Origin of the sequence: Variovorax sp. M-6 (genome assembly GCF_052114385.1) — a bacterium.
GTDB lineage: Bacteria > Pseudomonadota > Gammaproteobacteria > Burkholderiales > Burkholderiaceae_C > Variovorax.
Genome location: NZ_JBFREQ010000004.1, coordinates 190,882 through 213,506, shown reverse-complemented (window position 1 = coordinate 213,506; position 22,625 = coordinate 190,882). Strand labels below are relative to the sequence as shown.

Annotated in this window: 25 protein-coding genes; 6 read left to right on the top strand and 19 right to left on the bottom strand. The window is 69.4% G+C overall.

Annotated elements, in window-relative coordinates:
* Positions 1–43 precede the first annotated feature (43 nt).
* Positions 44–997, bottom strand: coding sequence for a LysR family transcriptional regulator (locus tag AB4Z46_RS06870; RefSeq protein ID WP_442282728.1), 954 nt, complete (start codon positions 995–997; stop codon positions 44–46).
* A 145-nt stretch (positions 998–1,142) separates the two neighbouring features.
* Between AB4Z46_RS06870 and AB4Z46_RS06865 the strand changes: the two genes are divergently transcribed.
* The 4 genes from AB4Z46_RS06865 (at position 1,143) to AB4Z46_RS06850 (ending at position 4,110) form a co-directional block, all read left to right on the top strand.
* The gene (locus AB4Z46_RS06865) at positions 1,143–1,844 is read left to right on the top strand and encodes a pirin family protein (protein WP_442282727.1); all 702 of its coding nucleotides are present in this window, start codon (positions 1,143–1,145) and stop codon (positions 1,842–1,844) included.
* A 38-nt stretch (positions 1,845–1,882) separates the two neighbouring features.
* Positions 1,883–2,323: a DoxX family protein gene (locus AB4Z46_RS06860; RefSeq protein WP_442282726.1), complete on the top strand. Its 441-nt coding sequence runs from the start codon at positions 1,883–1,885 to the stop codon at positions 2,321–2,323.
* A gap of 174 nt (positions 2,324–2,497) precedes the next feature.
* On the top strand, positions 2,498–3,046 hold the full coding sequence (locus tag AB4Z46_RS06855) for a flavodoxin family protein (protein WP_442282725.1): 549 nt from the start codon (positions 2,498–2,500) through the stop codon (positions 3,044–3,046).
* Between the two features lie 176 nt (positions 3,047–3,222).
* A complete protein-coding gene (locus AB4Z46_RS06850) occupies positions 3,223–4,110 on the top strand; it encodes a pirin family protein (protein ID WP_442282724.1) in 888 nt (295 codons plus the stop codon).
* 4 nt (positions 4,111–4,114) lie between these two features.
* Here AB4Z46_RS06850 and AB4Z46_RS06845 read toward each other — a convergent pair whose 3' ends face one another.
* On the bottom strand, positions 4,115–4,900 hold the full coding sequence (locus AB4Z46_RS06845; RefSeq protein ID WP_442282723.1) for a sulfurtransferase: 786 nt from the start codon (positions 4,898–4,900) through the stop codon (positions 4,115–4,117).
* Between the two features lie 62 nt (positions 4,901–4,962).
* Here AB4Z46_RS06845 and dnaE point away from each other — a divergent pair, with 62 nt between their 5' ends.
* On the top strand, positions 4,963–8,463 hold the full coding sequence (dnaE, locus tag AB4Z46_RS06840; RefSeq protein ID WP_442282722.1) for a DNA polymerase III subunit alpha: 3,501 nt from the start codon (positions 4,963–4,965) through the stop codon (positions 8,461–8,463).
* Between the two features lie 11 nt (positions 8,464–8,474).
* Positions 8,475–9,017 carry a phosphatase PAP2 family protein gene (locus tag AB4Z46_RS06835; protein ID WP_442282721.1) on the top strand — a complete coding sequence of 181 codons (543 nt, stop codon included), beginning with the start codon at positions 8,475–8,477 and terminating at the stop codon, positions 9,015–9,017.
* Between the two features lie 19 nt (positions 9,018–9,036).
* On the opposite strand, the gene tolA is transcribed toward AB4Z46_RS06835, so the two are convergent.
* From tolA to nrdR, 17 genes are all read right to left on the bottom strand, one after another.
* A complete protein-coding gene (tolA, locus tag AB4Z46_RS06830) occupies positions 9,037–9,993 on the bottom strand; it encodes a cell envelope integrity protein TolA (protein WP_442282720.1) in 957 nt (318 codons plus the stop codon).
* 3 nt (positions 9,994–9,996) lie between these two features.
* Positions 9,997–10,434 (bottom strand): biopolymer transporter ExbD, encoded by a 438-nt coding sequence (locus AB4Z46_RS06825; protein WP_442282719.1) that lies wholly within the window; start codon positions 10,432–10,434, stop codon positions 9,997–9,999.
* Positions 10,435–10,449: 15 nt separating this feature from the next.
* Positions 10,450–11,163, bottom strand: a complete 714-nt coding sequence (gene tolQ, locus AB4Z46_RS06820; RefSeq protein ID WP_442282718.1) for a protein TolQ — start codon at positions 11,161–11,163, stop codon at positions 10,450–10,452.
* Positions 11,160–11,621, bottom strand: a complete 462-nt coding sequence (gene ybgC, locus AB4Z46_RS06815) for a tol-pal system-associated acyl-CoA thioesterase (protein ID WP_442282717.1) — start codon at positions 11,619–11,621, stop codon at positions 11,160–11,162. Before ybgC ends, tolQ begins: the two co-directional genes overlap by 4 nt.
* Positions 11,621–12,808 carry a pyridoxal phosphate-dependent aminotransferase gene (locus tag AB4Z46_RS06810; RefSeq protein ID WP_442282716.1) on the bottom strand — a complete coding sequence of 396 codons (1,188 nt, stop codon included), beginning with the start codon at positions 12,806–12,808 and terminating at the stop codon, positions 11,621–11,623. The genes ybgC and AB4Z46_RS06810 overlap by 1 nt, the downstream gene beginning before the upstream one ends.
* Positions 12,805–13,338 carry a transcription antitermination factor NusB gene (gene nusB, locus AB4Z46_RS06805; RefSeq protein WP_442282715.1) on the bottom strand — a complete coding sequence of 178 codons (534 nt, stop codon included), beginning with the start codon at positions 13,336–13,338 and terminating at the stop codon, positions 12,805–12,807. Before nusB ends, AB4Z46_RS06810 begins: the two co-directional genes overlap by 4 nt.
* Positions 13,335–13,799 (bottom strand): 6,7-dimethyl-8-ribityllumazine synthase, encoded by a 465-nt coding sequence (ribH, locus tag AB4Z46_RS06800; protein WP_442282714.1) that lies wholly within the window; start codon positions 13,797–13,799, stop codon positions 13,335–13,337. The genes nusB and ribH overlap by 4 nt, the downstream gene beginning before the upstream one ends.
* The gene (gene ribBA, locus AB4Z46_RS06795) at positions 13,799–14,959 is read right to left on the bottom strand and encodes a bifunctional 3,4-dihydroxy-2-butanone-4-phosphate synthase/GTP cyclohydrolase II (protein ID WP_442282713.1); all 1,161 of its coding nucleotides are present in this window, start codon (positions 14,957–14,959) and stop codon (positions 13,799–13,801) included. The genes ribH and ribBA overlap by 1 nt, the downstream gene beginning before the upstream one ends.
* Complete coding sequence (locus AB4Z46_RS06790; protein ID WP_442282712.1) at positions 14,956–15,609, bottom strand: riboflavin synthase; 654 nt, start codon at positions 15,607–15,609, stop codon at positions 14,956–14,958. Before AB4Z46_RS06790 ends, ribBA begins: the two co-directional genes overlap by 4 nt.
* A gap of 44 nt (positions 15,610–15,653) precedes the next feature.
* The gene (gene ribD, locus AB4Z46_RS06785) at positions 15,654–16,802 is read right to left on the bottom strand and encodes a bifunctional diaminohydroxyphosphoribosylaminopyrimidine deaminase/5-amino-6-(5-phosphoribosylamino)uracil reductase RibD (RefSeq protein WP_442282711.1); all 1,149 of its coding nucleotides are present in this window, start codon (positions 16,800–16,802) and stop codon (positions 15,654–15,656) included.
* A gap of 15 nt (positions 16,803–16,817) precedes the next feature.
* Positions 16,818–17,246 carry a type IV pilin protein gene (locus AB4Z46_RS06780; RefSeq protein ID WP_442282710.1) on the bottom strand — a complete coding sequence of 143 codons (429 nt, stop codon included), beginning with the start codon at positions 17,244–17,246 and terminating at the stop codon, positions 16,818–16,820.
* Positions 17,243–19,408: a pilus assembly protein gene (locus AB4Z46_RS06775; protein ID WP_442282709.1), complete on the bottom strand. Its 2,166-nt coding sequence runs from the start codon at positions 19,406–19,408 to the stop codon at positions 17,243–17,245. The genes AB4Z46_RS06780 and AB4Z46_RS06775 overlap by 4 nt, the downstream gene beginning before the upstream one ends.
* 3 nt (positions 19,409–19,411) lie before the next feature.
* Positions 19,412–20,014, bottom strand: a complete 603-nt coding sequence (locus tag AB4Z46_RS06770; protein ID WP_442282708.1) for a pilus assembly PilX family protein — start codon at positions 20,012–20,014, stop codon at positions 19,412–19,414.
* Positions 20,015–20,023: 9 nt separating this feature from the next.
* Positions 20,024–20,806 (bottom strand): PilW family protein, encoded by a 783-nt coding sequence (locus tag AB4Z46_RS06765; RefSeq protein ID WP_442282707.1) that lies wholly within the window; start codon positions 20,804–20,806, stop codon positions 20,024–20,026.
* Positions 20,793–21,332, bottom strand: coding sequence for a type IV pilus modification PilV family protein (locus AB4Z46_RS06760; protein ID WP_442282706.1), 540 nt, complete (start codon positions 21,330–21,332; stop codon positions 20,793–20,795). The genes AB4Z46_RS06765 and AB4Z46_RS06760 overlap by 14 nt, the downstream gene beginning before the upstream one ends.
* On the bottom strand, positions 21,326–21,892 hold the full coding sequence (locus AB4Z46_RS06755) for a GspH/FimT family pseudopilin (protein WP_442282705.1): 567 nt from the start codon (positions 21,890–21,892) through the stop codon (positions 21,326–21,328). The genes AB4Z46_RS06760 and AB4Z46_RS06755 overlap by 7 nt, the downstream gene beginning before the upstream one ends.
* Positions 21,893–22,098: 206 nt before the next feature.
* Positions 22,099–22,542, bottom strand: a complete 444-nt coding sequence (gene nrdR, locus AB4Z46_RS06750; protein ID WP_442282704.1) for a transcriptional regulator NrdR — start codon at positions 22,540–22,542, stop codon at positions 22,099–22,101.
* Between the last annotated feature and the right edge of the window lie 83 nt (positions 22,543–22,625).

Below are 22,625 nucleotides of genomic sequence, written 5' to 3'. Positions count from 1 at the left end.
TGTGACTCTAACCGGGTTGGCGGGCGCGCCCGCGGCGAGGCGGCTAGCGGCCGCGGTGGCGTTCCAGCAACGCGCGGCGCGTTCCCTCGTGCTCGAAGCGCTCGAGCCACCACTGCATCGCGCGCCCCGGGCTGCCGGCGCTGCGCACGCGCCAGGCGCAGTGCATGGTGGCGACCGGCGGCACGCGTTCGGTGCGGCGTTCGACCAGGTGTCCGGCCTCGATGTACGGCCGCGCCATGGGCTCGGGCAGAAAGCCGCCGCCGAGTCCGTGCAACTGGGCCGCCAGCTTGGCCTGCATGGTCGGCACCGTGAGCACGTCCTGCCCGCCGACCAGGTTGACCGTCATGCCCGGGCCGGCGCGCGCCGAGTCGGCCGCGGCCACGGCGCGATGCTGGCGCAGCACCGCGTCGCTGAGCGGTTCGGGGAGCCGCGCCAGCGGGTGGTGCGGCGCCACCGCGTAGACGAAGCGCAACTCGCCCAGCGGGCGGCTACGAATCCCCGTGGCCGTGAAGGCCAGGTTGGCGGCATCGAGCACCGCGCCCACGGCCAGGTCGGCTTCGCCGCTGGTCAGCGCCTCGAGGGTGCCCAGCAGCGTCTCATCGCGCAGCTTGAGCCGCGTCGGCGGATCGAGGGCGAAGAAGGAGTTCACCAGATCCAGCAGCGGATCGCGCGCGATCACGCTGTCGACCGCGATCGTGAGCATCGGCTCCCAGCCGGTGGCAATGCGCTTGACCCGGTTGGCGACCGCGTCGATCTCGCTGAGCAGCCGGGCCGATTCGCGCAGCAGCTCCACCCCGGCTTCCGTGACCCGTGCCTGGCGCCCGCTGCGGTCGAACAGCAGCACGTCGAGCGCGTCCTCGATCAGGCGGACCCGGTAGCTCAGCGCGCTGGGCACCAGGTTCAGCGAGCGGGCCGCGGCAGCGAAGCTTCCCGTGCTGGCCACGGTCTGGAGCATCGCGAGCGAATCGGGCGTGAGCACGTCACGGGCAGTGGGCATGGCATTCGACCATTCAAATAAATTGAATGATGCCATCAAATCCCATCGCTTCCAGGACCCTGGTGCCGACCTAAAGTTCTTCCCATCCGCTGCGCACAGGGCGCGGCATGCGAAGAGCCCTCCACGAGAGGGCAGGAGTTCGACGATGTTGCAAGTCCGTAAATCCCAGGAACGAGGCTATGCCGACCACGGCTGGCTGCGCTCCTTCCACAGCTTTTCCTTTGCGGGTTACTACGATCCGGCCCACATGGGTTTCGGCAACCTGCGCGTGATCAACGAGGATCGCGTCGCCGCCGGGGCCGGTTTCGGCACCCATGGTCACAAGGACATGGAAATCATCAGCTATGTGCTCTCGGGCGAGCTTGCGCACAAGGACAGCATGGGCAATGTGGAGTCGATCCCGCCCGGCGACGTGCAGCGCATGAGCGCGGGCCGCGGCGTGATGCACAGCGAGTTCAATCACAAGGCCGACCAGACCACCCACTTCCTGCAGATCTGGATCGAGCCCAACGTGCGCGGCATCGCGCCGAGCTACGAGCAGAAGACCTTCGCCGAGGCCGACAAGCGCGGCAAGCTGCGCCTTGTGGCATCGCCCGATGGTGCCGACGGCTCGGTTCTCGTGCACGCCGACGCCCGCCTGTTCGCAGGCTTGCTCGACGGCGACGAACAAGCCAGCCTCGTGCTGGACCCGAAGCGCAAGAGCTACGTGCACCTGGTGCGCGGCGAACTCGAGGCCAATGGCACGAAGCTGGCTGCCGGCGACGCGGCGCTGCTCGAAGGCGAAAGCCGGCTGACGCTCGGCGCCGCCAAGGATGCCGAGGTGCTCGTGTTCGATCTCGCGGCCTGAATTTTTTGTTTGTTTTCATCAACCCAGGAGTCCCTCCCATGTCCACCACCACCGCTTCCACCTTCACGGCCCCGGCCAACGCCGGCGCAGCCCAAGATTCGCTGGCGCTCCTCGGCCGCGTGCTGCTGGCGCTGCTTTTCATTCCGGCGGGCTTCGCCAAGCTGACCGGCTTTGCCGGTACCGCGGGCTACATCGCCTCGGTCGGGCTGCCGCTGCCGCAGCTCGGCGCGGCGATCGCGATCGTTGTCGAGCTCGGTCTCGGCGTCCTGCTGCTGGTCGGCTTCAAGACCCGGCTGTCGGCCGTCGTGATCGCGCTGTTCACGGTGGCGGCCGCGATCTTCTTCCACAACTACTGGGCCCTGCCGGCCGAGAAGGCGTACGTGAATCAGCTGATGTTCTTCAAGAACATCGCGATCGCCGGCGGCCTGTTCGCGATCGCGGCTTTCGGTGCCGGTCGCTTCTCCATCGATAAGAAGTAGCTCGGGAAGTAGCTCGCCCCCAGGTTGGCTCACTGCGTGTAGCCGCCCACCCCCTACCGGGGGCAACACCAGCGGCCCGGCGAAGCCGGTTCCGCGGTGTTTCACGAACGGGCCTGGCTGCGCCGGCCGGGGTTTGCGTACGATGCGCGTCAGTTATTGACACGGGAAAATCTGATGGCGGACATCGTTGTGGTCTTTCATTCGGGCTACGGCCATACGCAGCGCGTGGCGCAGGCGGTGGCCGACGGCGCGAGCGCCCAGTTGCTCGCGATCGACGCCGACGGCAATCTTCCGGCCCATGGCTGGGAGCTGCTCGCGGCGGCGGACGCGATCATCATGGGCGCACCCACCTACATGGGTGGCCCGAGCTGGCAGTTCAAGAAATTCGCGGATGCCTCTTCCAAGGTCTGGTACGTCCAGGGCTGGAAGGACAAGCTCTTCGCGGGCTTCAGCAACAGCGCGGCCATGAACGGCGACAAGGACGCCACGCTGACCTACCTGTGGCACCTGGCCATGCAGCACAGCGGTCTCTGGGTCAGCCTCGGCATCATGCCGAGCAACAGCAAGGCGGCGACGCGCCACTCGATCAACTACGTCGGCGGCTACAACGGCCTGCTGACCACCTCTCCCTCCGATGCGAGCCCGGCCGAGATGGCGCGCGGCGACCTCGACACGGCGATCGCATTTGGCGAACGCGTGGCCGAGGTGGCAAGATCAAAGTGATGAAACACCCCCGCAGCGCCTGCGGCGCCGCCCCCTCGAGGGGGCGATACCAGCGGCCCGGCGAAGCCGGTTCCGCGGTATCCCTGGCATGGATCCCGGCCGGTTTGATGCGCCGTGCGGGTCACGCAACGGCGTGGTGGAAGACTGAAATGCAACCCAATATCCAAGGAATCACGATGACCGCACCGCTCCTGCTCCAACCACACGACAAGGATCTGGGAGGCGGCTTCAACGTCCGGCGCCTGCTGCCGTCGGCGAAGCGCCGTTCGGTCGGCCCCTTCGTCTTCTTCGACCATTTCGGGCCGGCCACCGAGACGCCCGGCAAGGCGCATGACGTGCGGCCGCATCCGCACATCGGCCTGGCGACCGTCACCTATCTCTTCGAGGGCGCGATGATGCATCGCGACAGCCTCGGCAGCGTGCAGGAGATCCGCCCCGGCGCGATCAACTGGATGACCGCGGGGCGCGGCATCGTGCATTCGGAGCGCAAGCCCGAGGCGCTGCTCGACGCCACCTATGTGAACCACGGCCTGCAGCTCTGGGCCGCGTTGCCGCAGGCCCATGAAGAGGCCGAGCCCAGCTTCGTGCACACCGAGGCGGCCGACATTCCGGCACTGGACGTGCAGGGCGTGCCGGTCCGGGTGCTGGTCGGCGAAGCCTTCGGCGTCCGCTCGCCGGTCGCGACCTTGTCGCAGACTCTCTATCTCGACCTCGCGCTGCCGGCGGGCACGCGCTTCGAGCTGCCGGCGCTGGCCCCCGAGTTGGCCATCTATCCGATCGACGGCGACCTGACGCTCGACGGCGAGCCGGTGGCGCAACACACCATGGCGATGCTGCCCGAAGGCGCGGGCGGCGTGCTGGCGGCCGAGCGCGCGGTCCGCCTCGTGGTGATCGGCGGCGAGCCGCTCGACGGCCCGCGCTTCATCACCTGGAACTTCGTCTCGAGCCGGCGCGAGCGCATCCTCGAGGCCGGCGCCGAGTGGGCCGCACAGCGCCTGGGCCAGGTGCCCGGCGAGACCGAGTTCATCCCGCTGCCGGGGCACCCGTTCCAGGTGCAGGCCTAGGAATTCAGCGCTTGATGGCGAGGTCCGGGTCTTCCTGCGCCCGGGCGCTGGCGCGGTTCGCGCGTGCGCTCAAGTCGGGCGCCAGGGCTTCCCGGCCGTCGAACACGAAGCACTCGCCGTGATAGTGCGCGCCGCCGACCTGCTCGAAGTACTTGAGGATGCCGCCTTCGAGCTGCAGCACGTCGGCGACGCCTTCCTCGCGCATCAGGATCGCGGCCTTCTCGCAGCGGATGCCGCCGGTGCAGAAGCTGACCACCGTCTTGCCGGCCAGCGATTCGGCGTGCTTCTTCAGCGCCTTCGGAAAGTCGGTGAACTTGCCGATGCGCCAGTCGATCGCGCCGTCGAAGCTGCCGTGCTCGACCTCGAAGGCGTTGCGGGTGTCGAGCAGCGCGATCGGCTTTCCGGCGTCGTCATGCCCTTGGTCGAGCCAGCGCTTGAGGGTCGGCGCATCGACGCCCGGTGCGCGGCCCGCGGCCGGCTGGATCGCGGGATGGTCCATCCGGATGATCTCGCGCTTCAGCTTGACCAGCATGCGCCGGAACGGCTGTGCCTGAGACCAGCTCTCCTTGGCTTCGAGGTCGGCGAAGCGCGGATCGGCGCGCAACTCGCCGAGGAACGCATGGACGTGGTCCTTTTCCCCGGCCAGGAACAGGTTGATGCCTTCGGGCGCCAGCAGGATGGTGCCCTTGAGCGCCAGCGAATGCGTGCGGGCACGCAGGTGGTCGCGCAGCTCGGCGCCGTCGGCGATGCCGACGAACTTGTAAGCCGCGATATTCAGTATTTCTTGCACGGGGGGCGATTGTAGGGATGCCCGCATCACATCGTGGAGGCGGCGTTTTCTACAATGGCACGATGTTCGTTCACCTGCGCCTGCACACCGAGTTTTCCGTCGTCGACGGTACCAACCGCATCGATGAAGTCGTCAAGGCCGCGGCCGCCGACGGCCAGCCTTCGCTGGCGATCACCGACCTCAACAATCTCTTCGGCGCCGTCAAGTTCTACAAGGAAGCGCGCAGCAAGGGCGTCAAGCCGGTGCTGGGCGCCGAGGTCTACGTCGAAGGCCTGGGCGCCGAGCCCGGGGCTCTCACGCGCATCGTGCTGCTGGTGCAGAACAAGGAAGGCTATCTGCACCTGTCCGAGCTGCTGGCGCGCGCCTGGACGCAGAACGTCGGCCGCGGCCAGGCCCAGGCCGCCTGCAAGCTGGCCTGGCTCGAAGAATTGCAGGGTGGGCTGATCGCGCTCTCGGGCGCGCAGGCCGGGCCGCTCGGCGCGCCGCTGCTGCAAGGCCAGGAGGAGCGCGCCGCGGAGATCGCGCTGCAGCTCGCCGGCCTGTTTCCGCACCGTTTCTACATCGAACTCCAGCGCGCCGGACGGCCCGAGGACGAGCCGCACGTGATCGCGGCCGTGAAGCTTGCCGCCCGGCTGCGCCTGCCCGTGGTCGCGACCCATCCGGTGCAGTTCGCCACCGCCGACGACTACGAGGCCCACGAGGCGCGCGTGTGCATCTCCGAAGGCGAGATCCTCGGCAACCCGCGCAGGGTGCGCAAGTTCACGCGCGAGCAGTACTTCAAGTCGTCGGCCGAGATGGCCGCGCTCTTCGCCGACGTGCCGAGCGCGCTCGCCAACACGGTCGAGATCGCCAAGCGCTGCAACCTCACGCTGGTGCTGGGCAAGCCGCAGCTGCCCAATTTTCCGACGCCCAACGGCATGCCGATCGAGGAGTACTTCCGCGTCGCCTCCTTCGAAGGGCTCGAAGCGCGGCTGGCGCACCTGTACCCGGATGCGGCCAAGCGCGATGCCGAGCGCCCGCGCTACGTCGAGCGGCTCGAGTTCGAGATCAACACGATCCTGAAGATGGGCTTTCCGGGCTACTTCCTGATCGTCGGCGACTTCATCAACTGGGCCAAGAAGAACGGCTGCCCGGTCGGACCGGGCCGGGGTTCGGGCGCCGGTTCGCTGGTCGCCTATGCGCTCAAGATCACCGACCTCGATCCGCTCGAATACAAGTTGCTGTTCGAACGTTTCCTGAACCCCGAGCGGGTCTCGATGCCCGACTTCGACATCGACTTCTGCCAGGGCAACCGCGACCGCGTCATCGACTACGTCAAGGACAAGTACGGCCGCGACGCGGTGAGCCAGATCGCCACCTTCGGCACCATGGCCGCGCGCGCCGCGATCCGCGACGTCGGCCGCGTGCTCGACATGAGCTACATGTTCTGCGACGGCATCAGCAAGCTGATCCCGAACAAGCCGGGCAAGCCGGTGACCATCCAGTACCCGCCCGCCGACCTGTCGGAGGCCGACCGGGAAAAGTACGCGATCGCGGCGGAGCCGCAGCTCGCGGCCCGGATCGAGAAGGAAGAAGAAGTCCGCATGCTGGTGGAGCTGGCGCAGAAGCTCGAAGGCATGACGCGCAACATCGGCATGCACGCCGGCGGCGTGCTGATCGCGCCGGGCAAGCTCACCGACTTCTGTCCGCTCTACCAGCAGCCGGGCAGCGACTCGGCCGTGAGCCAGTACGACAAGGACGACGTCGAGGCGGTGGGCCTGGTGAAGTTCGACTTCTTGGGTCTTGCCACGCTGACCATCCTGGAGATCGCCAAGGACTTCATCGTCGCGCGCCACAAGGGCCAGGAGAACTTCGCCTACGAGAACATCAAGCTCGACGACGTGCCGACCTACAAGCTCTTCTCCGAGGGCAAGACCGAGGCCGTGTTCCAGTTCGAATCGCGCGGCATGCAGGGCATGCTGAAGGACGCGCGGCCGACCCGGCTCGAAGACCTGATCGCGCTCAACGCGCTGTACCGTCCGGGCCCGATGGACCTGATCCCGAGCTTCGTGGCGCGCAAGCACGGCCGCGAGCCGGTCGAGTACCCGCATCCGCTGGTGGCCGAGATGCTCTCCGAGACCTACGGGATCATGGTCTACCAGGAGCAGGTGATGCAGACCGCGCAGATCCTGGGCGGCTACTCGCTCGGCGGCGCCGACCTGCTGCGCCGCGCAATGGGCAAGAAGAAGGCCGAGGAGATGGCGGAGCACCGCGAGATCTTCCGCAAGGGGGCCGCCAAGAACGACATCGATCAGAAGAAGGCCGACGAGATCTTCGACCTGATGGAGAAGTTCGCGGGCTACGGCTTCAACAAGTCGCACGCGGCCGCGTACTCGCTGCTGGCCTATCACACCGGCTGGCTCAAGGTGCACTACACGGCCGAGTTCTTCTGCGCCAACATGACCGTCGAAATGGACGACACCGACAAGCTCAAGGTGCTGTTCGAGGACGCGCAGAAGAACTTCGGCATGAGCTTCGAGCCGCCGGACGTGAACCGCGGCAACTACCGCTTCGAGCCGGTCACCGACCGCGCGATCCGCTACGGGCTCGGCGCGGTCAAGGGGACAGGCCAGCTGGCGGTCGAGGCGATCGTGAAGGCGCGCGAGGAGGGCGGTGCCTTCACGAGCCTGTTCGACTTCTGCGTGCGCGTGGACCGGCAGCGCATCAACAAGCGCACGGTCGAGGCGCTGATCAAGGCCGGCGCCTTCKATTCGCTGCAGCAGAACCGGGCCTCGCTGATCGCCTCGGTCGACCGCGCCTTCGAATTCGCCAATGCAACCCAGGCGAATGCGGCGCAGGTCGACATCTTCGGCGACAGCGAGCACGGCTCGGCGACGCAGGAGCCCGACCTGGTCGACGCCACGCCCTGGGGCGTGAAGGAGCGCCTGACCTATGAGAAGACCGCCGTCGGCTTCTACTTGTCGGGCCACCTGTTCGACGAGGTCGCGCACGAAGTGCGGCGCTTCTGCAAGCGCGAGATCGACGACCTGCTCGACAGCCGGGACCAGCAGGTGATCGCGGGCATCGTGAGCGACTTCCGCATGATCAACGGCCAGCGCGGCCGGCTCGCCATCTTCAAGCTCGACGACAAGTCGGGCGCGATCGATGCGACGGCCGACGATGCCCTGTTCAACGCCAATCGCAATGTGCTCAAGGACGACGAGTTGGTGATCGTGAGCGGCCGCCTGCAACCGGGCCGCGGCGGCTTCGAGGCCCGCTTCCAGGTCCAGCAGGTGTGGGACCTGGCGACGGCGCGCTGTCGTTTCGGCAAGTTCCTGCGCGTGGCGGTCAACGGCAAGGCGCCCGACATCGCTCGGCTGGTGAAGGATTTTCCGCCGCGCACCGAGCAGAGCGAACATGGCGACCTGCTGCAGGGGCTGGGCGTGCGCCTGTCGCTGGCACGCGGCGGAGCGCAGGTCGAGCTGCAACTGGGCGAGCGGGCGAAGTTCTTTCCGACCGACGCGGCACTGGCGAGCTGGATGGCGCAGGCCGAGGCGGGCAAGGCGTCGGTGGTCTACGAATAGCGGCCGGCCCCATGATCGCGCTGGATCGGGAGCTGTTCCTGCTGCTGAATGCGGACGCCGGCGCTCAGAGCTGGCTGGTGGAGGCGGGGTACTTCCTGTCCGTCCATGCCCAATGGCTGGTGCCGGCGCTCATCGTGGGTCTGGCGCTTCATCGATGGCGGCCGCTGGTCAGACCGGTCGTGGCCGCCGCACTGGCGATCCTGCTGGGCAGCCTGGCCTGCGAACTCATTGCGCTGGCGTGGGATCGGCCACGCCCCTTCGAGAACGGCCTGGGCTACCAGCACCTGGCGCACGGACCGAGTCCGTCCTTCCCGAGCAGCCACGCCACCGTCTACGGAGCCTTGGCATTCTCGTTTCTGCTCGTGCCGCGCTACCGGCCGGTGGGTGGCTTCCTGCTCGCGCTCACGGCCCTGGTGAGCGTCTCGCGGGTGGTCCTCGGCGTGCACTACCCGCTGGACATCGCGATCGGCGTGGTGATCGGATGGCTTGCGGCGATCGCCGCGCATGGCTTGATCGATCAGCTGGCCGGGCCGCGCCTCGCGCCGGATGCTTGACGCCAGCTGAGCGTGGCCTTCAGAGCTTCGGTCTCAATGTGATGATCAGCCGCGGCGGCACAGTGCCGTCGATATCGCGCGGCAGCTTCTCGGTCTTCTGCAGCGCGCGCAGTGCGGCTTCGTCCCACCGGGGCAGACCGCTCGATTTGGTCAGGGTCGGCGTGCCGACGATGGTGCCGTCGGGCGCAAGGCGGACATCGAACTCCGCGGCCGGATTGCCACTGACCATGTCGGCGTCAGGAAACACCACGTTGGGCCGCACGGCGGCGTTGACCTTGCCACCGTAGCTGCCCGAGGGGCCCGACGACTTGGCGGCGGCGCCTTCGCCGCCTGAGCCCGCCATCGCCTGCATGCGCTTGAGCGTGGCCGCGCGGTCGGCCGCGGCCTGGGCCGCCTGCTTGGTCTCGGCTTCCTTCTTCTTCGCGGCTTCGGCCTGCTTGGCCTCGGCCTCCTGCTTGCGCTTCTGCTCGGCCAGCTTCTTCTGCTCTTCCTTCTTGCGCTCGGCCTCGTCCTCGGCGCGCTCGCGGGCCTCGGCCTCGCGCTTCTCCTGCGCCGCCTTCTTCGCCGCTTCGAGCTTCTTCTGCTGGGCCTGCTGCTCGAGCTCGCGCTCCTTCAGCTCCTTCAGCTTCTTCTCGCGTTCGAGCGCGATGTCGGGCGCCTTCGGCGCGGGCGTGGGTTCGGGCGGCCTGACCGCCTGGGGCGGGGGCGGAGGCGGCGGGGGCGGCGGCGGTGCCGGCGTGGGTGTCGGGACCGGCGGTACGGGCACCGGCGCCACGGCGCGCGGCGCGGCCTGCTGGATGGTCGAGGACCACAGCTCGGCCTCGACCGCATCGTTCTCGGCCTCGCGCCGCCAGCTCACGCCCCAGGTCAGCGCGGCGATCAGCAGCGCATGGGCGATCAGCGCCAGCAAGACGGCGCGCGGCGTGCCGCGCTGCGGCGGCGGGGCGAATTCGGGGCGGTCGGCGGCGAGCGACATGCCTTACTTCGCGCCGGTGGTCTGCACCGAGAGGCCGACCCGCTCGATGCCGCTGCGCTTGAGCTGGTTCATCGCCTTCACCACGGTCTCGTACTTCACGGTCTTTTCGGCGCTGATGACCACCGGCCGGTCGGCGTCGCCGCCCTGTGCGGTCTTGGCGGCCGCGCCGATCTGCGTCATCGGGATCGAGCTGCCGCCGCTGCCGGTGGACGGATCCTTCTTGATCTGTACTTCGTCGTCGCTCTTGATCACGATCTCGATCGGGCGGTCGGGCTGCTTGTTGGCCTTGTCGACGGTGGGCAGGTTGATCACGCTCGGCGTGATCAGCGGCGCCGTGACCATGAAGATGATCAGCAGCACCAGCATCACGTCGATGAACGGGACCATGTTGATCTCGTTGATCGTGCGGCGGCCGCGGCCGCGGGAGGACATGGCGGGCATGGTGCGGTGCTCCGTTCAGCGACCGGCCGGGGTCACCGTTGCCGGGTTCACGTGGGCCGTCAGGTTGCGCTGCAGGATGTTCGAGAACTCCTCGATGAAGGTCTCGAGTGCGATCGCGATCTTGTCGATCTCGCGCGCGAAGCGGTTGTAGGCGACCACGGCGGGGATCGCCGCGAACAGGCCGATCGCGGTGGCGACCAGCGCCTCGGCGATGCCCGGCGCCACGGTCGACAGCGTCACCTGGGCCAGCGCGGCCAGGCCGGTGAAGGCGTGCATGATCCCCCAGACCGTGCCGAACAGTCCGACATAGGGCGAGACCGAGCCGACCGTCGCCAGGAAGGACAGGTTCTGCTCGACGGCATCGAGCTCGCGCTGGTAGCTGGCCCGCATCGCGCGGCGAGCGCCGTCGAGCAAGGTGGCGGCATCCGAGACGTGGCGCTCGCGCAGCTTCTGGTATTCGCGCATGCCGGAGGCGAAGATGCGTTCCATCGGACCCGCGAACTTGGCGTTTTGCGCGGCCGAGGAGAACAGCTCGTTCAGGCTGGTGCCGGACCAGAAGTCGCGTTCGAAGTCGTCGTTCAGCGAGCGCGTGCGCTTGAGCGCGAAATACTTGCGGAAGATGGCTGCCCAGCTGGCGACGGAGACCAGGATCAGCAGCAGCACCACGAGCTGCACCGGCAGGCTGGCGTGGATCAGAAGGGAGAGGATCGACAGGTCTTGTTGATTCATGGCTTGAGAGGTTGAGACATGGAGCAGGCGTAGCGCTCGAGGGTTCCCGAAACTTGGCGCGGGATGCGTGCGGGACGCAAGCTGGCCGCATCGACCCAGCCGATGCGAATCGTGCCCTCGCACAGCAGGACGGGTCCGGCCGCCACCTCAGGTGCGGATTGCTCTGAATTTGATAGCACGCGCTGGGCGATTATCAGTGACGCCGAGCCGATCTGGCGCAGCTCGGCTGTAACCAGCAGTTCGTCGTCGAGACGGGCCGGGCGGTGGTACTTGAGCTGGGTCTCGCTGACCACGAAGATGCCGCCGGTGTCCTCGCGCAGCTGGCGCTGCGCGATGCCCAGCGAGCGCAGCCACTCGGTGCGGGCGCGCTCCATGAACTTGAGGTAGTTGGCATAGAACACGATGCCGCCCGCATCGGTGTCTTCCCAGTAGACGCGGATGTTGAGCGCAAAACTCATCAGGCACCGGCCCAGGCGCGCAGCCGGGCCACCGATTCCTCGAGATGCGCCATCGAGCTGGCGGTCGAAAAACGGATGAAGCGCCCGGTTTCGGCGGCACCGAAGTCGCGGCCCGGGGTGACCGCGACATGGGCCTGCTTCATGGCCTCGAAGGCGAAATCCCAACTGCCGGAGATGCCGAGCTTCCGGGCGAACGAGGAGCAGTCGGCCCAGGCGTAGAAGGCACCGTCGGGCATCACCGGCACCTCGAGGCCGAGCGCCTGGAGCTGCGGGATGAACCAGTCGCGGCGAGCCTTGAACTCGGCGCGCCGGCGTTCGTATTCGGCGATGCTGTCGGCTTCGAAGCAGGCGAGCGCCGCGTATTGCGACACCGTGCTGGCGCAAATGAAGAGGTTTTGCGCCAGGCGCTCCACCGCCGGGACCAGCGCATCGGGCACCACCAGCCAGCCGAGGCGCCAACCGGTCATGTTGAAGTACTTGCTGAAGCTGTTGATGCTGATCACCTGGTCGTCGATCGCCAGCGCCGTCTGCCCGAAGGCATCGTCGTACGACAGGCCGAGATAGATCTCGTCGATCAGCGTGATGCCGCCGCGCGTGCTCACGACCTCGTGGATGCGGCGCAGTTCGTCGGGCGCAATCGAGGTGCCGGTCGGGTTCGACGGCGAGGCCAGCAGCACGCCGCGGGTGCGCTCGGTCCAGGCGGCCTCGACCTTGGCGGCGCTGAGCTGGAAGCGCTCGGCCGCGGTGGTCGGCACCAGCACGGCGCGGCCGTCGGCCGCGGTCACGAAGTGGCGGTTGCAGGGATAGCTCGGGTCCGGCAGCAGCATCTCGTCGCCGGCCTCGATCAGGGCCAGGCAGGCGAGTTGCAGGGCGGCCGAGGCGCCGGCCGTGATCACGATGCGGCGCGCCGGAACGTCGACCTTGAAGCGCTCGGCGTACCAGCCGCTGATGCGCTCGCGCAAGTGATCGAGGCCGGTGGCCTGGGTGTACTGCGTGGCGCCGGCGCGCACCGCGCGCGCGGCCGCTTCCTGCACCAGCGGCGGCGCGGTGAAGTCGGGCTCGCCGATGTTCAGGAAGATCATCGGCCGGTCGGTGTGCGCCACCTCGCGCGCGAGCTTCGAGGCCGCCTTGGCCACCTCCATCACGTAGAAGGGCTCGATGCGTTCCGCGCGGCTCGAAATCCTCATGGCTTCGCCTTGCCTGTCAATCGGTCGGCCTCGACCTCGTCGCGGCGCAATTGGGGGGCGAGGCCGTTGAGCACGGCATTGACGTACTTGTGGCCATCGGTGCCGCCGAACTCCTTGGTCAGCTCGATGCACTCGTTGAGCACCACGCGCCAGGGCACGTCGAGGCAGTGCTGGAACTCGTAGACGCCGATCCACATCACGGCGTGCTCGACAGGCGAGATCTCCTCGAGCTTGCGGTCGAGCAGCGGCACGATCAGGGCGTCGAGTTCGGCCGCGCCTTCGATCGCGCCGTGCAGCAGCGCGTCGTAGTGCGCCGCATCGGCCTTGTGGAAGCCGGCCAGGTCGCGCGTGAACTGGTCGATGGACGCCGCATCGTTGCGGCCCACCAGGTGCTGGTAGAGCGCCTGCAGCGCGAACTCGCGCGCCCGGCTGCGGTTCGACTTGGCGGAGGCCTTGCGGGCCCCCGTGCTGGTGAGCCCGGTGCGGGTCTGGCGCGGCTTGCCGCTGGATGCTTTGGTGTCTTCGGTCATGAAAGGGTGGCGAGCAGCCGCGCCATCTCGACCGCCACGCGCGCGGCGTCGCGGCCCTTGTCGGTCTGTCGCGCCACGGCCTGTTCGAGGTTTTCGGTGGTGAGGATCGCGTTGGCGATCGGGATGCGGTAGTCCAGCGCCAGCCGGCTCACGCTGGCGCCGGATTCGTTGGCCACCAGCTCGAAGTGGTAGGTCTCGCCGCGGATGATGCAGCCCAGCGCGACCAGCGCGTGGTAGCGCTGGCGCTCGGCCAGGGCTTGCAGCGCCACCGGGACTTCGAGCGCGCCCGGCACGCTCAGGTGCTCGATGTCGGCATCGGCGACGCCGAGCACCGCCAGCTCCGAGCGGCAGGCCGCAGCCAGTGCGTCCGTGATGTCTTCGTTGAAGCGCGCCTGCACGATGCCGATGCGCAGTCCCTTGCCGTCGAGCGCGACGTCGCTGCCCTTGTTCGCGTGTTGCATCAGCTTTCGTCTTTCGTGATGTAGCCGGCGATCTCCAGCCCATACCCGGCGGAAATGCTCGGCATGCGGCGCGGCGTGCCGAGCAGGTTCATCTTGTGGACCCCGCACTCGCGCAGGATCTGGGCGCCGATGCCGTAGCTGCGCAGGTCCATGCGGCCGCGCTCCGGCGCCTGCGCAGGGCGTGCGGTGCCGTCGAACTGCGACAGCAGCTCGGCGCCGGTCTCGCCGCAGTTCAGCAGCACGGCCACGCCCTGGCCCTGGGTGGCGATATGGGCCAGGCTGGCGTCGAGGCTCCACGAATGCAGGCCGCGGTTGAGCTCGAGCGCGTCGAGCACCGAGAGCGGCTCGTGCACGCGCACGTCCACCGTATCGCCGGCATTCCACTTGCCGCGCACCAGCGCCAGGTGCACGCCGTGGCTCGGCTTGTCCTTGAACGCATGCGCCGTGAAGGGACCCCAGGCGGTCTGGATCTCGCGGCAGCCGACCTTCTCGATCAGCGTTTCGGTGTGGCTGCGATGTTCGATGAGGGCCGCGATGGTGCCGATCTTGATGTCGTGCTCGGCCGCGAAGAGCTGCAGGTCGGGCAGGCGCGCCATGGTGCCGTCCTCGTTCATCACTTCGCAGATCACCGAAGCGGGCGAGCAGCCTGCCATGGCCGCGAGATCGCAACCCGCTTCGGTATGGCCGGCGCGCATCAGCACGCCGCCGTCGACCGCCTGCAGAGGGAAGATGTGGCCGGGTTGGACCAGGTCGGACGCGACCGCGTCGGGCGCCACCGCCGCCTGCACCGTGCGCGAACGGTCGGCCGCCGAGATGCCGGTGGTCACGCCTTCGGCGGCTTCGATCGAGACCGTGAAGGCGGTCGAATGCTTGGCGCCGTTGCGCGCCACCATCGGCGGCAACTGCAGCCGCTCGCACATCTCGCGCGACAGGGTGAGGCAGATCAGGCCGCGCGCATGGCGCGCCATGAAGTTGATCGCCTCGGGCGTCACGTGGTCGGCGGCGAGCACGATGTCGCCCTCGTTCTCGCGGTCTTCCTCGTCGACCAGGATCACCATCCGGCCGGCGCGCAGCTCGGCCACGATCTCCTCGACCGGGGAAATGGGCGCGGGTGCACGGCCGCTGCGCGGGGCACCGATCGGCGTGACGGAGGCGTTCATGGGGAACTGTCTTTCTGGGGTGGTTGGATGACGCCGGCATGGAGCATCCGCTCCACGTAACGGGCGACGGTGTCGATCTCGAGGTTGACCCGGCTGCCAGGCTTCAGGCCGCCGAGCGCGGTGTTCTCCACCGTGTGCGGAATCAGGTTGATGCTGACGTCGCAGCCGTCCGGGCCGTCGCTCACGCTGTTGACCGTGAGGCTCACGCCATTGACCGTGATCGAGCCCTTGTAGGCCAGGAAGCGGGCCAGCGCGGGCGGTGCGAGCACGCGCAGCTCCCAGCTCTCCCCGACGGGCTCGAAGCGGTTGACGGTGCCGATGCCGTCGACGTGGCCGGAGACGATGTGGCCGCCCAGGCGGTCGCTGGCGCGCAGCGCCTTCTCGAGATTCACGCGCGTCGCGGCATCGGACAGGCCGGCTGTCTTGTCCAGCGATTCGGCGGAGATGTCGATGGTGAACAGCCTTTGCGCCGGATCGAGCGTGGTGACGGTCATGCAGGCGCCGTTGAGCGCAATGCTGTCGCCGAGCCCCACGTCGTCCAGATAGCCGTCGGGCACCGCAATGCTGAGACGCTTGCCGTGGGATGAAGAGCTGCCGAGGTCGTGGACGGCGGCGATGCGCCCCACGCCGGTAATGATTCCGGTGAACATGCGCGCATTTTCGCAGAGATGCGGGTCGGTCCTTCGGCGCGGTCCTAAAAGTGGTCCCGGCCGGCGACCCGGGCGACGATCCGGAGGTCGGGTCCGATGGCCTCGAAGGACTGGAACTCGAGCGCCAGCGCGCCGCCCAGCGACGTCAGGGCGCCGCCGGCATGGGGGTGGCTGGCGATGCCCAGGCCGTCGCCGATGAACTTCGGCGCCAGGTAGATCAGCAGTTCGTCGACCAGGCCTTCGCGCATCAGCGAGCCGTTGAGCTTGTGGCCGGCCTCGACGTGCAGTTCGTTGACTTCGCGCCGGGCGAGATCGGCGAGCAGGGCCCGGAGGTCGACCTTGCCGTCGGCATTGGCCAGGCAGCTCACGATGGCGCCGCGCGCCTCGAGGGCGCGGGCCCTGTCGTCGTCGCGCGCGGCCGCGTAGATCCAGACCGGACGCTCGGGGATCTCGAAAAGGCGCGCGTCGGGCGGCGTCTGCAGGCGGCTGTCGACAATCACCAGGGGAGGCTGGCGCACGGTGTCGACCCCGCGCACGTCGAGCCGGGGGTTGTCCTCGATCACCGTGCCCACGCCGGTCAGGATGGCGCCGGCGCGGGCCCGCCAGGCATGGCCGTCGGCACGCGCCGCGTCGCCGGTGATCCACTGGCTGCTGCCGTTTTCGAGCGCGGTCCTGCCGTCGAGCGATGCCGCCGCCTTGAGGCGAACCCAGGGGGTCTTGCGGATCATTCGGCTGAGGAAGCCGATGTTGAGGGCGCGCGCCGCTTCGGCCTGCGGTCCGACCTCGACCTCGACGCCGGCGGCGCGCAGGCGCTCGAACCCCTGGCCCGACACCAGCGGGTTCGGGTCGGGGATCGAGGCGACGACCTTGGCGATGCCGGCCTGGACCAGCGCGTCGCAGCAAGGGCCGGTGCGGCCGTGGTGGGAGCAGGGTTCGAGCGTCACGAAGGCGGTGGCGCCTGTCGTGGAGACGCCGCGCGCGGCGGCGTCGCGCAGGGCCATGATCTCCGCATGCGGACCGCCGGCGCGCTGGGTCTGGCCGGCGCCGACGATGCGGCCGTCGGCCGCCACGATGACGCAGCCGACCGCGGGATTCGGTGGCGCCGTGGTGCTGGCCGCGCGGGCCAGCGACAGGGCGAGGCGCATCGCCTCGGCGGCGGACAACGGCAGGGGTGGGGAGGGCGTCGGGATCATGCTCGGGTGGGGGCTTCAGCGGTTCCAGCACGCCGCCTTGAGTTCGTCCGAAGCGCCGGGAACGGCAAGCCCCCGCACACCGGCCTGGTCGAGCGTGTAGCCGCCGCACCGGTCGGCGGCCTGGGCGCCCTGGGGACGTGCGGTCAAAGTGTAGCCGCTGCCTTGCGCGTCCGCGGGCTCGAAGCCGATCCGATAGGCGCCCGACGGCACGCGCTGGAGCGCTTCCGGAAAGTCGGCGGCGTCCGCCGGATAGAGGCCCGTGGCCGTCGCGACGCGCTCGAGCCAGTGGGCCGCCTGCAGCAGCCCGGCGCGGGCCTCGGCGCGCAGGCTGCGCTGCAGGTAGGTCTGGTAAGCCGGTAGCGCGACCGCTGCGAGGAGGGCGATCAGCGCGACGACCACCAGCACCTCGGTGATCGTGAAGCCGCGCGGGCGCCGGGTTGTCATTGCAGTTGGCGCCAGCCCGGGCGCAGCAGGATGCTGTCGAGCTGCTGCATGGGCGGCGGCGCCGGCGTGCCGGGCGCGGACACCGGCGTCTCCAGCTTGCCGTCGCGGATGCCCACGCTCAGGCCGGCCTCCACGCGCGAGGGCTGGCCGCTGCTCGTGGACGGCAGGTGGGCGTAGAGCGTCGACCGGGGCGCCGAGCCATTGAGGATGTCGAGGGTGGTGCGGTAGCGGCGGGCGGGCGGCGGGAGATCGGTGTCGGCACTCGCGCGGACTGCCGGCACCTGGCTCCAGACATCGACCAGGTCGCCCTCGAACCAGCCCGGGTTCTGCAGCACCCGCTCGCCCGGCAGCGGCAGATCGAGGAGCCAGCCCCGCCGTGCTTCGCGGCCTGCGTAGGGCACCGGGTGGGAGGAGATGGTGCCCGAGCCCTGTGCTGCGTCCACTTGCACGGTCTGGGCCGTCAGGCGGCTTCGGCCGCCGGTGACCGGGCCCTGGCCCGCTCCGAAATCCAGCGGTGCCTCGCCCGCGCGTCGCTCGGCCACGCTGCGGCGCAGGATCGGCGTGTCGTCATGGATGCCGTAGATGGTCTGCACCTGGCGCTCCGAGCCGTCGCCGGGTGCGCTTCGGCGGCCGGTCCCGAAGGCGATCTGCAGGCCGCCCTGCGGGTGGGCCTTCCAGACCGGCGCCGTGGTGATCGGCTGGCGCGCGGCCGCCGCCGACGCGTCGCGGGCCACGAACAGCGCCGCGCCGTCGAAGGCCATCGCCCAGCCGCGGGCGGCGGTCGAACGAAGGTCGAATTTCCACAGGTTGCCGTGCAGGTCGCCCGCGTAGGCGACATCGGCCGTGCCGTTGCCGTCGAGGTCGATCAGGCGCGGCACGGCGAGCCCGTTCGCGGGGCCTGGAGCGGCGATGATCTTGCGCAGTTCCCGATCGCGGTCGAGGTACTGGATCAGCAGCACCGCCTTGCCGCTGGCGCTGCGCTCGCCGTTGCCCGTGACCAGGGCCCAGCGGCCGTCGTTCAGCTGGGCGATCTGCCGGCTGATCGAAGGATCGCCGGCTTCGGTCGCCGGCTCGCCCAGGATCTCGCCGATGTCTTCGTCCATGGTTTCGGTGTCCGTGCGGTCCAGGACCACCAGGCGGGCGGCCTCGGCGCCACCGAACGCAGCCGGGTCGCTGACGTCGAGGACGAAGTAGCCCCTGCCCCCGGCACCGAGGAAGCCCGCGAGGTAGGTTCGCCACAGGCCGGGATCGCTGCTGCCCGGGCCACCGAGGTACAGGTCGCCGGCCAGCGGCGAGCCGTCGACGAAGGGCTGGGGGCGGTAGTCCGGCCGTGCGAGCTGCGCCAGTCGGCCGTGCAAGCCGTCGGGCACGTACGCGAATCTCTCCTCGCCGGTCGCGGCGTCGAAGCCGTGCAGCATGCCGTCGTTGGCGCCCACGTAGAGCATCGACGGTCGCTGGCCCAGGGCGCGGCGGAAGCCCGCATGGCCTTCCGTTGCGTGGGTGGCCGGCGGCGGCCCCGTCTGGTGCCACAGCTTCGAATTCACGATGCCGCCATGCCGGGAGGTGCGTCGGCGCCAAGGCCCGCCTGGAGTGCCGCCCTGTTCCTTGCTGCGGTCTCCGCGCAGGTAGGCCAGGCGATCCTGGGCCATCGCCTCGTCCGCGGATGACGGAGCGCGGCCGCCGCCGAGGGCCATGAGTGCCGTTCGCTGCGTCTCGGACAGCGCGGCCCACGCCCAGGCGATGCCGGCCGCCGGCGCTCCGCCGCCCGGGCTTCGGGCCGAGAGCACGACGCGCGAAGCGGGCCAGTCGCTGCCGTGGGCATCCATCAGGGAGGCGGTGGAGCGGGGCCGTGCCGGTCGGGCGGGCCCGGCGTCGCTGGCCGCGGTCGCGGGCAGGTCGCCCCACAGCCCGGCGGTGTCGAGGGCCGCGCTCCCGGGCCGGAGTCGGTAGCCGGTGACCGATCCGGTCCAGCCGGGCGGGTCGTAGGCGGCCACGAACAACGCGGCCTCGTGGTGGCTCGAGCGCGCACTGGCGGCCAGCGAACTCACCTGCGCGGTCGCCCGCAGCAATTCCGGCGAAGCGTCGAGCCCCTGGGCCGGCAAAGCGCAGGCCTGGATCGCCGCGGCGAATCCCCCAGTCTGTAGTGCGAACCTCCATTTCATAGCTCAGGACCTCGTTTTCTTGTGCACCAGCGTGGTCTGGATCGCCGCTTGGGTCGTCGGCTTGCGCCCGATCGCCACGACCGTGATCCGGTAGATGTAGGGCCGGGCGGCGTCGGGCATGAAATGCTCGGCGGCGCCGCCTGCGGTCGCCGCTGCTGTGTCGGAGGGCAGCAGCTCGACCCAGTACCAGCCGCGCGGCCGGGTCGCGGCGACTTTCTTCATGCGCTCCAGCGCGACGTGGTCGATCCAGAAGCGCGGCGGCACCTGGTCGGGGATGCAGATTCCGGCTGCGCACGAGGGGCTGCGCCGGCCGAGCAGGTCCTGCAGCGCGAGCAGCTCGGCAGGGCTTCCGGGGTAGGGGCGCGCGCCGCCCAAAGCGCCGGGCATGCCGGCCCCTTCGCCCAGGATGTCGGACTCGGCGGCGCGCAGGATGTCCTGCGCGGCCTCGAAGGCACGCTGGAAATCGCTGTCATTGCCGGTCGCCGCCTCGTCCAGCAGCGCGGTGCGGGAGGCGGCGAGCACGAGCATCGTGACCAGCAGGACCGTGACCATCATCACCAGCAAAGCGAAGCCGCGCTGCGGCCATGCGGAGAGCGTGGTGTGCATGCCTCGTTCCTACCGGGTGCGCAGATGGAAGAGGTTGCGAAAGACCAGGTGCGTGCGGCCGGCACGCGGCTTGTCGGTCTCGGCGCAGCCACGGTAGTCCTTGAACGCGCCCGCGCTGATCTCGCTGCCCTCCAGGTCCAGGCAGACCTCGATGGCGGTGACTGCGGACCACAGCTTGGCGCGCTGGACGGCCCCCGCGTCCATGGCCTGGATGCCGCTGCCGGTATCGACCCGGTAGCTGACCCGGAAGTCCGCGACGTTGCCGATCACCGGTTGCAGGCCTTTCGCGCTGCGGCAGGTCAGCTGTCCCTTGGCGTCGAGCGAGAAGGTCGCGCTGATCCGGTTCTCGGTTTCGACGTTGGCGCCGATGCAGTCGTACTGGGCCCAGATCCTCTGCGAGCCGCTCGCCGCAGGCCAGCGGGCCCGCACGACGGCGACCGAGACGCTGTCGCCGGCACCGTCCGCACCCTGGGTGCCGGAGACCACCGCCGCGGCATTCCCGGACCCGGCGGCCTCGGTCGCGAAGGCGTGCAGCCCGGTGGTTTCGTCGCGCACCGGCTCCAGTGAGCCGGCCTGGCGGAACTGCTGGCCGATGACGTGCAGCGCGTACGAGCCCTGCTGCTGCAACTGGCCGAGTTCGCTGACGCTGGCGGCGGCGCTGCGCGCCAGCAGCAGCGTGCCGAAAGCGGTCGCGATCACCAGCAGGCCGATCGCCATGCCCGCGAGCAGTTCGATCAGGCTCAAGCCCCGTTGCCGGCGGCGCAGGCCAGGGCGGGCATCAGGGGTGGACATGGGCCAGATGACAAAGGAGGCCGGCGGGACAACGCACGCCCGCGGCCAGGCTGTCAACCCTGAAAGGCGTGTCGAGCGCCGGATCGGAGAGGCCCTTCGCGTTGGCGTGCCAGGCCACCATCACGCCCAGCTGCCGCGGGCTGTCGGTGATCTCGAACACCACGCTGCGGCCCAGCGGCAGTGCGCTCGCGACCGCCTGCTTCCAGCGTGCGATCTCCCAGCGCGCGAGCGCTGTCGGCTCGCAGGCGGTCGTGCGGCAATCCGGCAGCGGCGGCGGCAGGTCCCATTGCGCTGCTTCGGCCGGCAGGGGACGCATCCGCCCGGGATGGGCGCGAACGCGCTCGGCCAGATCCTCGACCAGGCGGATGGCCTGCGTGCGGTGGACGGTGGTCCGGGCATCGGCCAGGGTGCGCAACTGCACGCCGAGCAAGCCGAAGGCGACCAGCACGAGGATCGCGAGCGACACCAGGGATTCGAGCAGCGTGATGCCTCGCTGCCGGTAGGGCCGGCCGGCGTTCTTCAGCATTTGTCGGTCCCCTGGAGGGTCTGGAGCCGGCCGGCGGAGGACATGCACAGCACCCGCGCGGCCGTGCGGTCGGTGCTGCCCGGGGGCTTCAGCGTGAACCTGAAGGCGCCCAGGTTGTGAAAGCGGCCCCATCGGTTCAGGTTCAAATAGGTCGAGGGGCTGGGCACGAACACCGTCGCCTCGACGCCGCGCAGCGGTGGCCAGGACTGGATCAGGGCCTCGCCGGGATCGCGCTGGCCATTGCTGTCGCCGTCCTCGAAGACCATCCAGCCGCAGCTCCAGTCCTGGTCGTCGCGGGGCGTACATCCGGCCGCCGATGCCCGGCGCAGGGTGACGCGGCCGCCGCGGCGGAGCGCTTCCGACCGCGCGACGTGGATCGCGGAGCGGAGGTCTTCTTCGGCGCTGCGCAAACGGTAGCGCTCGAGGGCCCGGCCGAAGCCCGGCATCGCGAACCCGGCGAGGATCGCGACGATCGCGAGCACCACCAGCAGCTCGACCAGCGTGAAACCGGCCAGCGGCGTAGCGGGAAGTGAAGGTTGAAGAGGGACGGAGCCGGGCATGACGCGCCGAATGCTAGAAGCACCAGCGCCTCCGCGCGACTTCCGGCGGCCCACCGGCCCGGTCTTCGGGCCAGGCGGTCGGACGGCGGGCGGCAGCAACGATTCAGGACAAAGTTGGCTGCAATCCAAACGCGCCCGGCGGCCTCAGGGTCTGGCCGGCCCCGGGCCGCCCCAAAGCGGCCTGCGGCTCCTTGGGCGCAGCGGCCTCAGATATCCCTGAGCAACTGCCTGAACTCGTCGACGTCCTCGAAACTCCGGTACACCGACGCGAAGCGCACGTAGGCCACCTTGTCGAGCCGCTTGAGTTCCCGCATCACGAGTTCGCCGACCTTGGTCGATTCGATCTCGCGCAGCCCGCTGGACAGCAGTTTCTGCTCGATGCGCAGCAGCGCGTTGTCGATCTGCTCGATGCTCACCGGCCGCTTGCGCAGCGCCAGCATCATCGAGGCGCGCACCTTGGCGGTGTTGAAGTCGGCGCGGCTGCCGTCCTTCTTGACCACCACCGGGAAGTTGACGTCCGGCCGCTCGTAGGTGGTGAAGCGCTTGTCGCAGGCGCCGCATTGGCGTCGGCGCCTCACGAAGTCGCCGTCTTCCGACACCCGGGTCTCGACGACCTGGGTTTCGAGGTGGCCGCAGAAGGGGCACTTCATGCGGCGGCCCCGCCCACCGCCGGGCCGCCCCAAGGCGGGCAGCGCCCCCCTGGGGGGCAGCGACGACACGCAGTGCGGAGCGT

Excerpts from the sequence above, each read along its gene's own strand:
- AB4Z46_RS06870 (WP_442282728.1), bottom strand. The coding sequence starts at position 997 with ATGCCCACTGCCCGTGACGTGCTCACGCCCGATTCGCTCGCGATGCTC.
- AB4Z46_RS06865 (WP_442282727.1), top strand. The coding sequence starts at position 1,143 with ATGTTGCAAGTCCGTAAATCCCAGGAACGAGGCTATGCCGACCACGGC.
- AB4Z46_RS06860 (WP_442282726.1), top strand. The coding sequence starts at position 1,883 with ATGTCCACCACCACCGCTTCCACCTTCACGGCCCCGGCCAACGCCGGC.
- AB4Z46_RS06855 (WP_442282725.1), top strand. The coding sequence starts at position 2,498 with ATGGCGGACATCGTTGTGGTCTTTCATTCGGGCTACGGCCATACGCAG.
- AB4Z46_RS06850 (WP_442282724.1), top strand. The coding sequence starts at position 3,223 with ATGACCGCACCGCTCCTGCTCCAACCACACGACAAGGATCTGGGAGGC.
- AB4Z46_RS06835 (WP_442282721.1), top strand. The coding sequence starts at position 8,475 with ATGATCGCGCTGGATCGGGAGCTGTTCCTGCTGCTGAATGCGGACGCC.
- tolA (WP_442282720.1), bottom strand. The coding sequence starts at position 9,993 with ATGTCGCTCGCCGCCGACCGCCCCGAATTCGCCCCGCCGCCGCAGCGC.
- AB4Z46_RS06825 (WP_442282719.1), bottom strand. The coding sequence starts at position 10,434 with ATGCCCGCCATGTCCTCCCGCGGCCGCGGCCGCCGCACGATCAACGAG.
- tolQ (WP_442282718.1), bottom strand. The coding sequence starts at position 11,163 with ATGAATCAACAAGACCTGTCGATCCTCTCCCTTCTGATCCACGCCAGC.
- ybgC (WP_442282717.1), bottom strand. The coding sequence starts at position 11,621 with ATGAGTTTTGCGCTCAACATCCGCGTCTACTGGGAAGACACCGATGCG.
- AB4Z46_RS06810 (WP_442282716.1), bottom strand. The coding sequence starts at position 12,808 with ATGAGGATTTCGAGCCGCGCGGAACGCATCGAGCCCTTCTACGTGATG.
- nusB (WP_442282715.1), bottom strand. The coding sequence starts at position 13,338 with ATGACCGAAGACACCAAAGCATCCAGCGGCAAGCCGCGCCAGACCCGC.
- ribH (WP_442282714.1), bottom strand. The coding sequence starts at position 13,799 with ATGCAACACGCGAACAAGGGCAGCGACGTCGCGCTCGACGGCAAGGGA.
- ribBA (WP_442282713.1), bottom strand. The coding sequence starts at position 14,959 with ATGAACGCCTCCGTCACGCCGATCGGTGCCCCGCGCAGCGGCCGTGCA.
- AB4Z46_RS06790 (WP_442282712.1), bottom strand. The coding sequence starts at position 15,609 with ATGTTCACCGGAATCATTACCGGCGTGGGGCGCATCGCCGCCGTCCAC.
- ribD (WP_442282711.1), bottom strand. The coding sequence starts at position 16,802 with ATGATCCCGACGCCCTCCCCACCCCTGCCGTTGTCCGCCGCCGAGGCG.
- AB4Z46_RS06780 (WP_442282710.1), bottom strand. The coding sequence starts at position 17,246 with ATGACAACCCGGCGCCCGCGCGGCTTCACGATCACCGAGGTGCTGGTG.
- AB4Z46_RS06775 (WP_442282709.1), bottom strand. The coding sequence starts at position 19,408 with ATGAAATGGAGGTTCGCACTACAGACTGGGGGATTCGCCGCGGCGATC.
- AB4Z46_RS06770 (WP_442282708.1), bottom strand. The coding sequence starts at position 20,014 with ATGCACACCACGCTCTCCGCATGGCCGCAGCGCGGCTTCGCTTTGCTG.
- AB4Z46_RS06765 (WP_442282707.1), bottom strand. The coding sequence starts at position 20,806 with ATGTCCACCCCTGATGCCCGCCCTGGCCTGCGCCGCCGGCAACGGGGC.
- AB4Z46_RS06760 (WP_442282706.1), bottom strand. The coding sequence starts at position 21,332 with ATGCTGAAGAACGCCGGCCGGCCCTACCGGCAGCGAGGCATCACGCTG.
- AB4Z46_RS06755 (WP_442282705.1), bottom strand. The coding sequence starts at position 21,892 with ATGCCCGGCTCCGTCCCTCTTCAACCTTCACTTCCCGCTACGCCGCTG.
- nrdR (WP_442282704.1), bottom strand. The coding sequence starts at position 22,542 with ATGAAGTGCCCCTTCTGCGGCCACCTCGAAACCCAGGTCGTCGAGACC.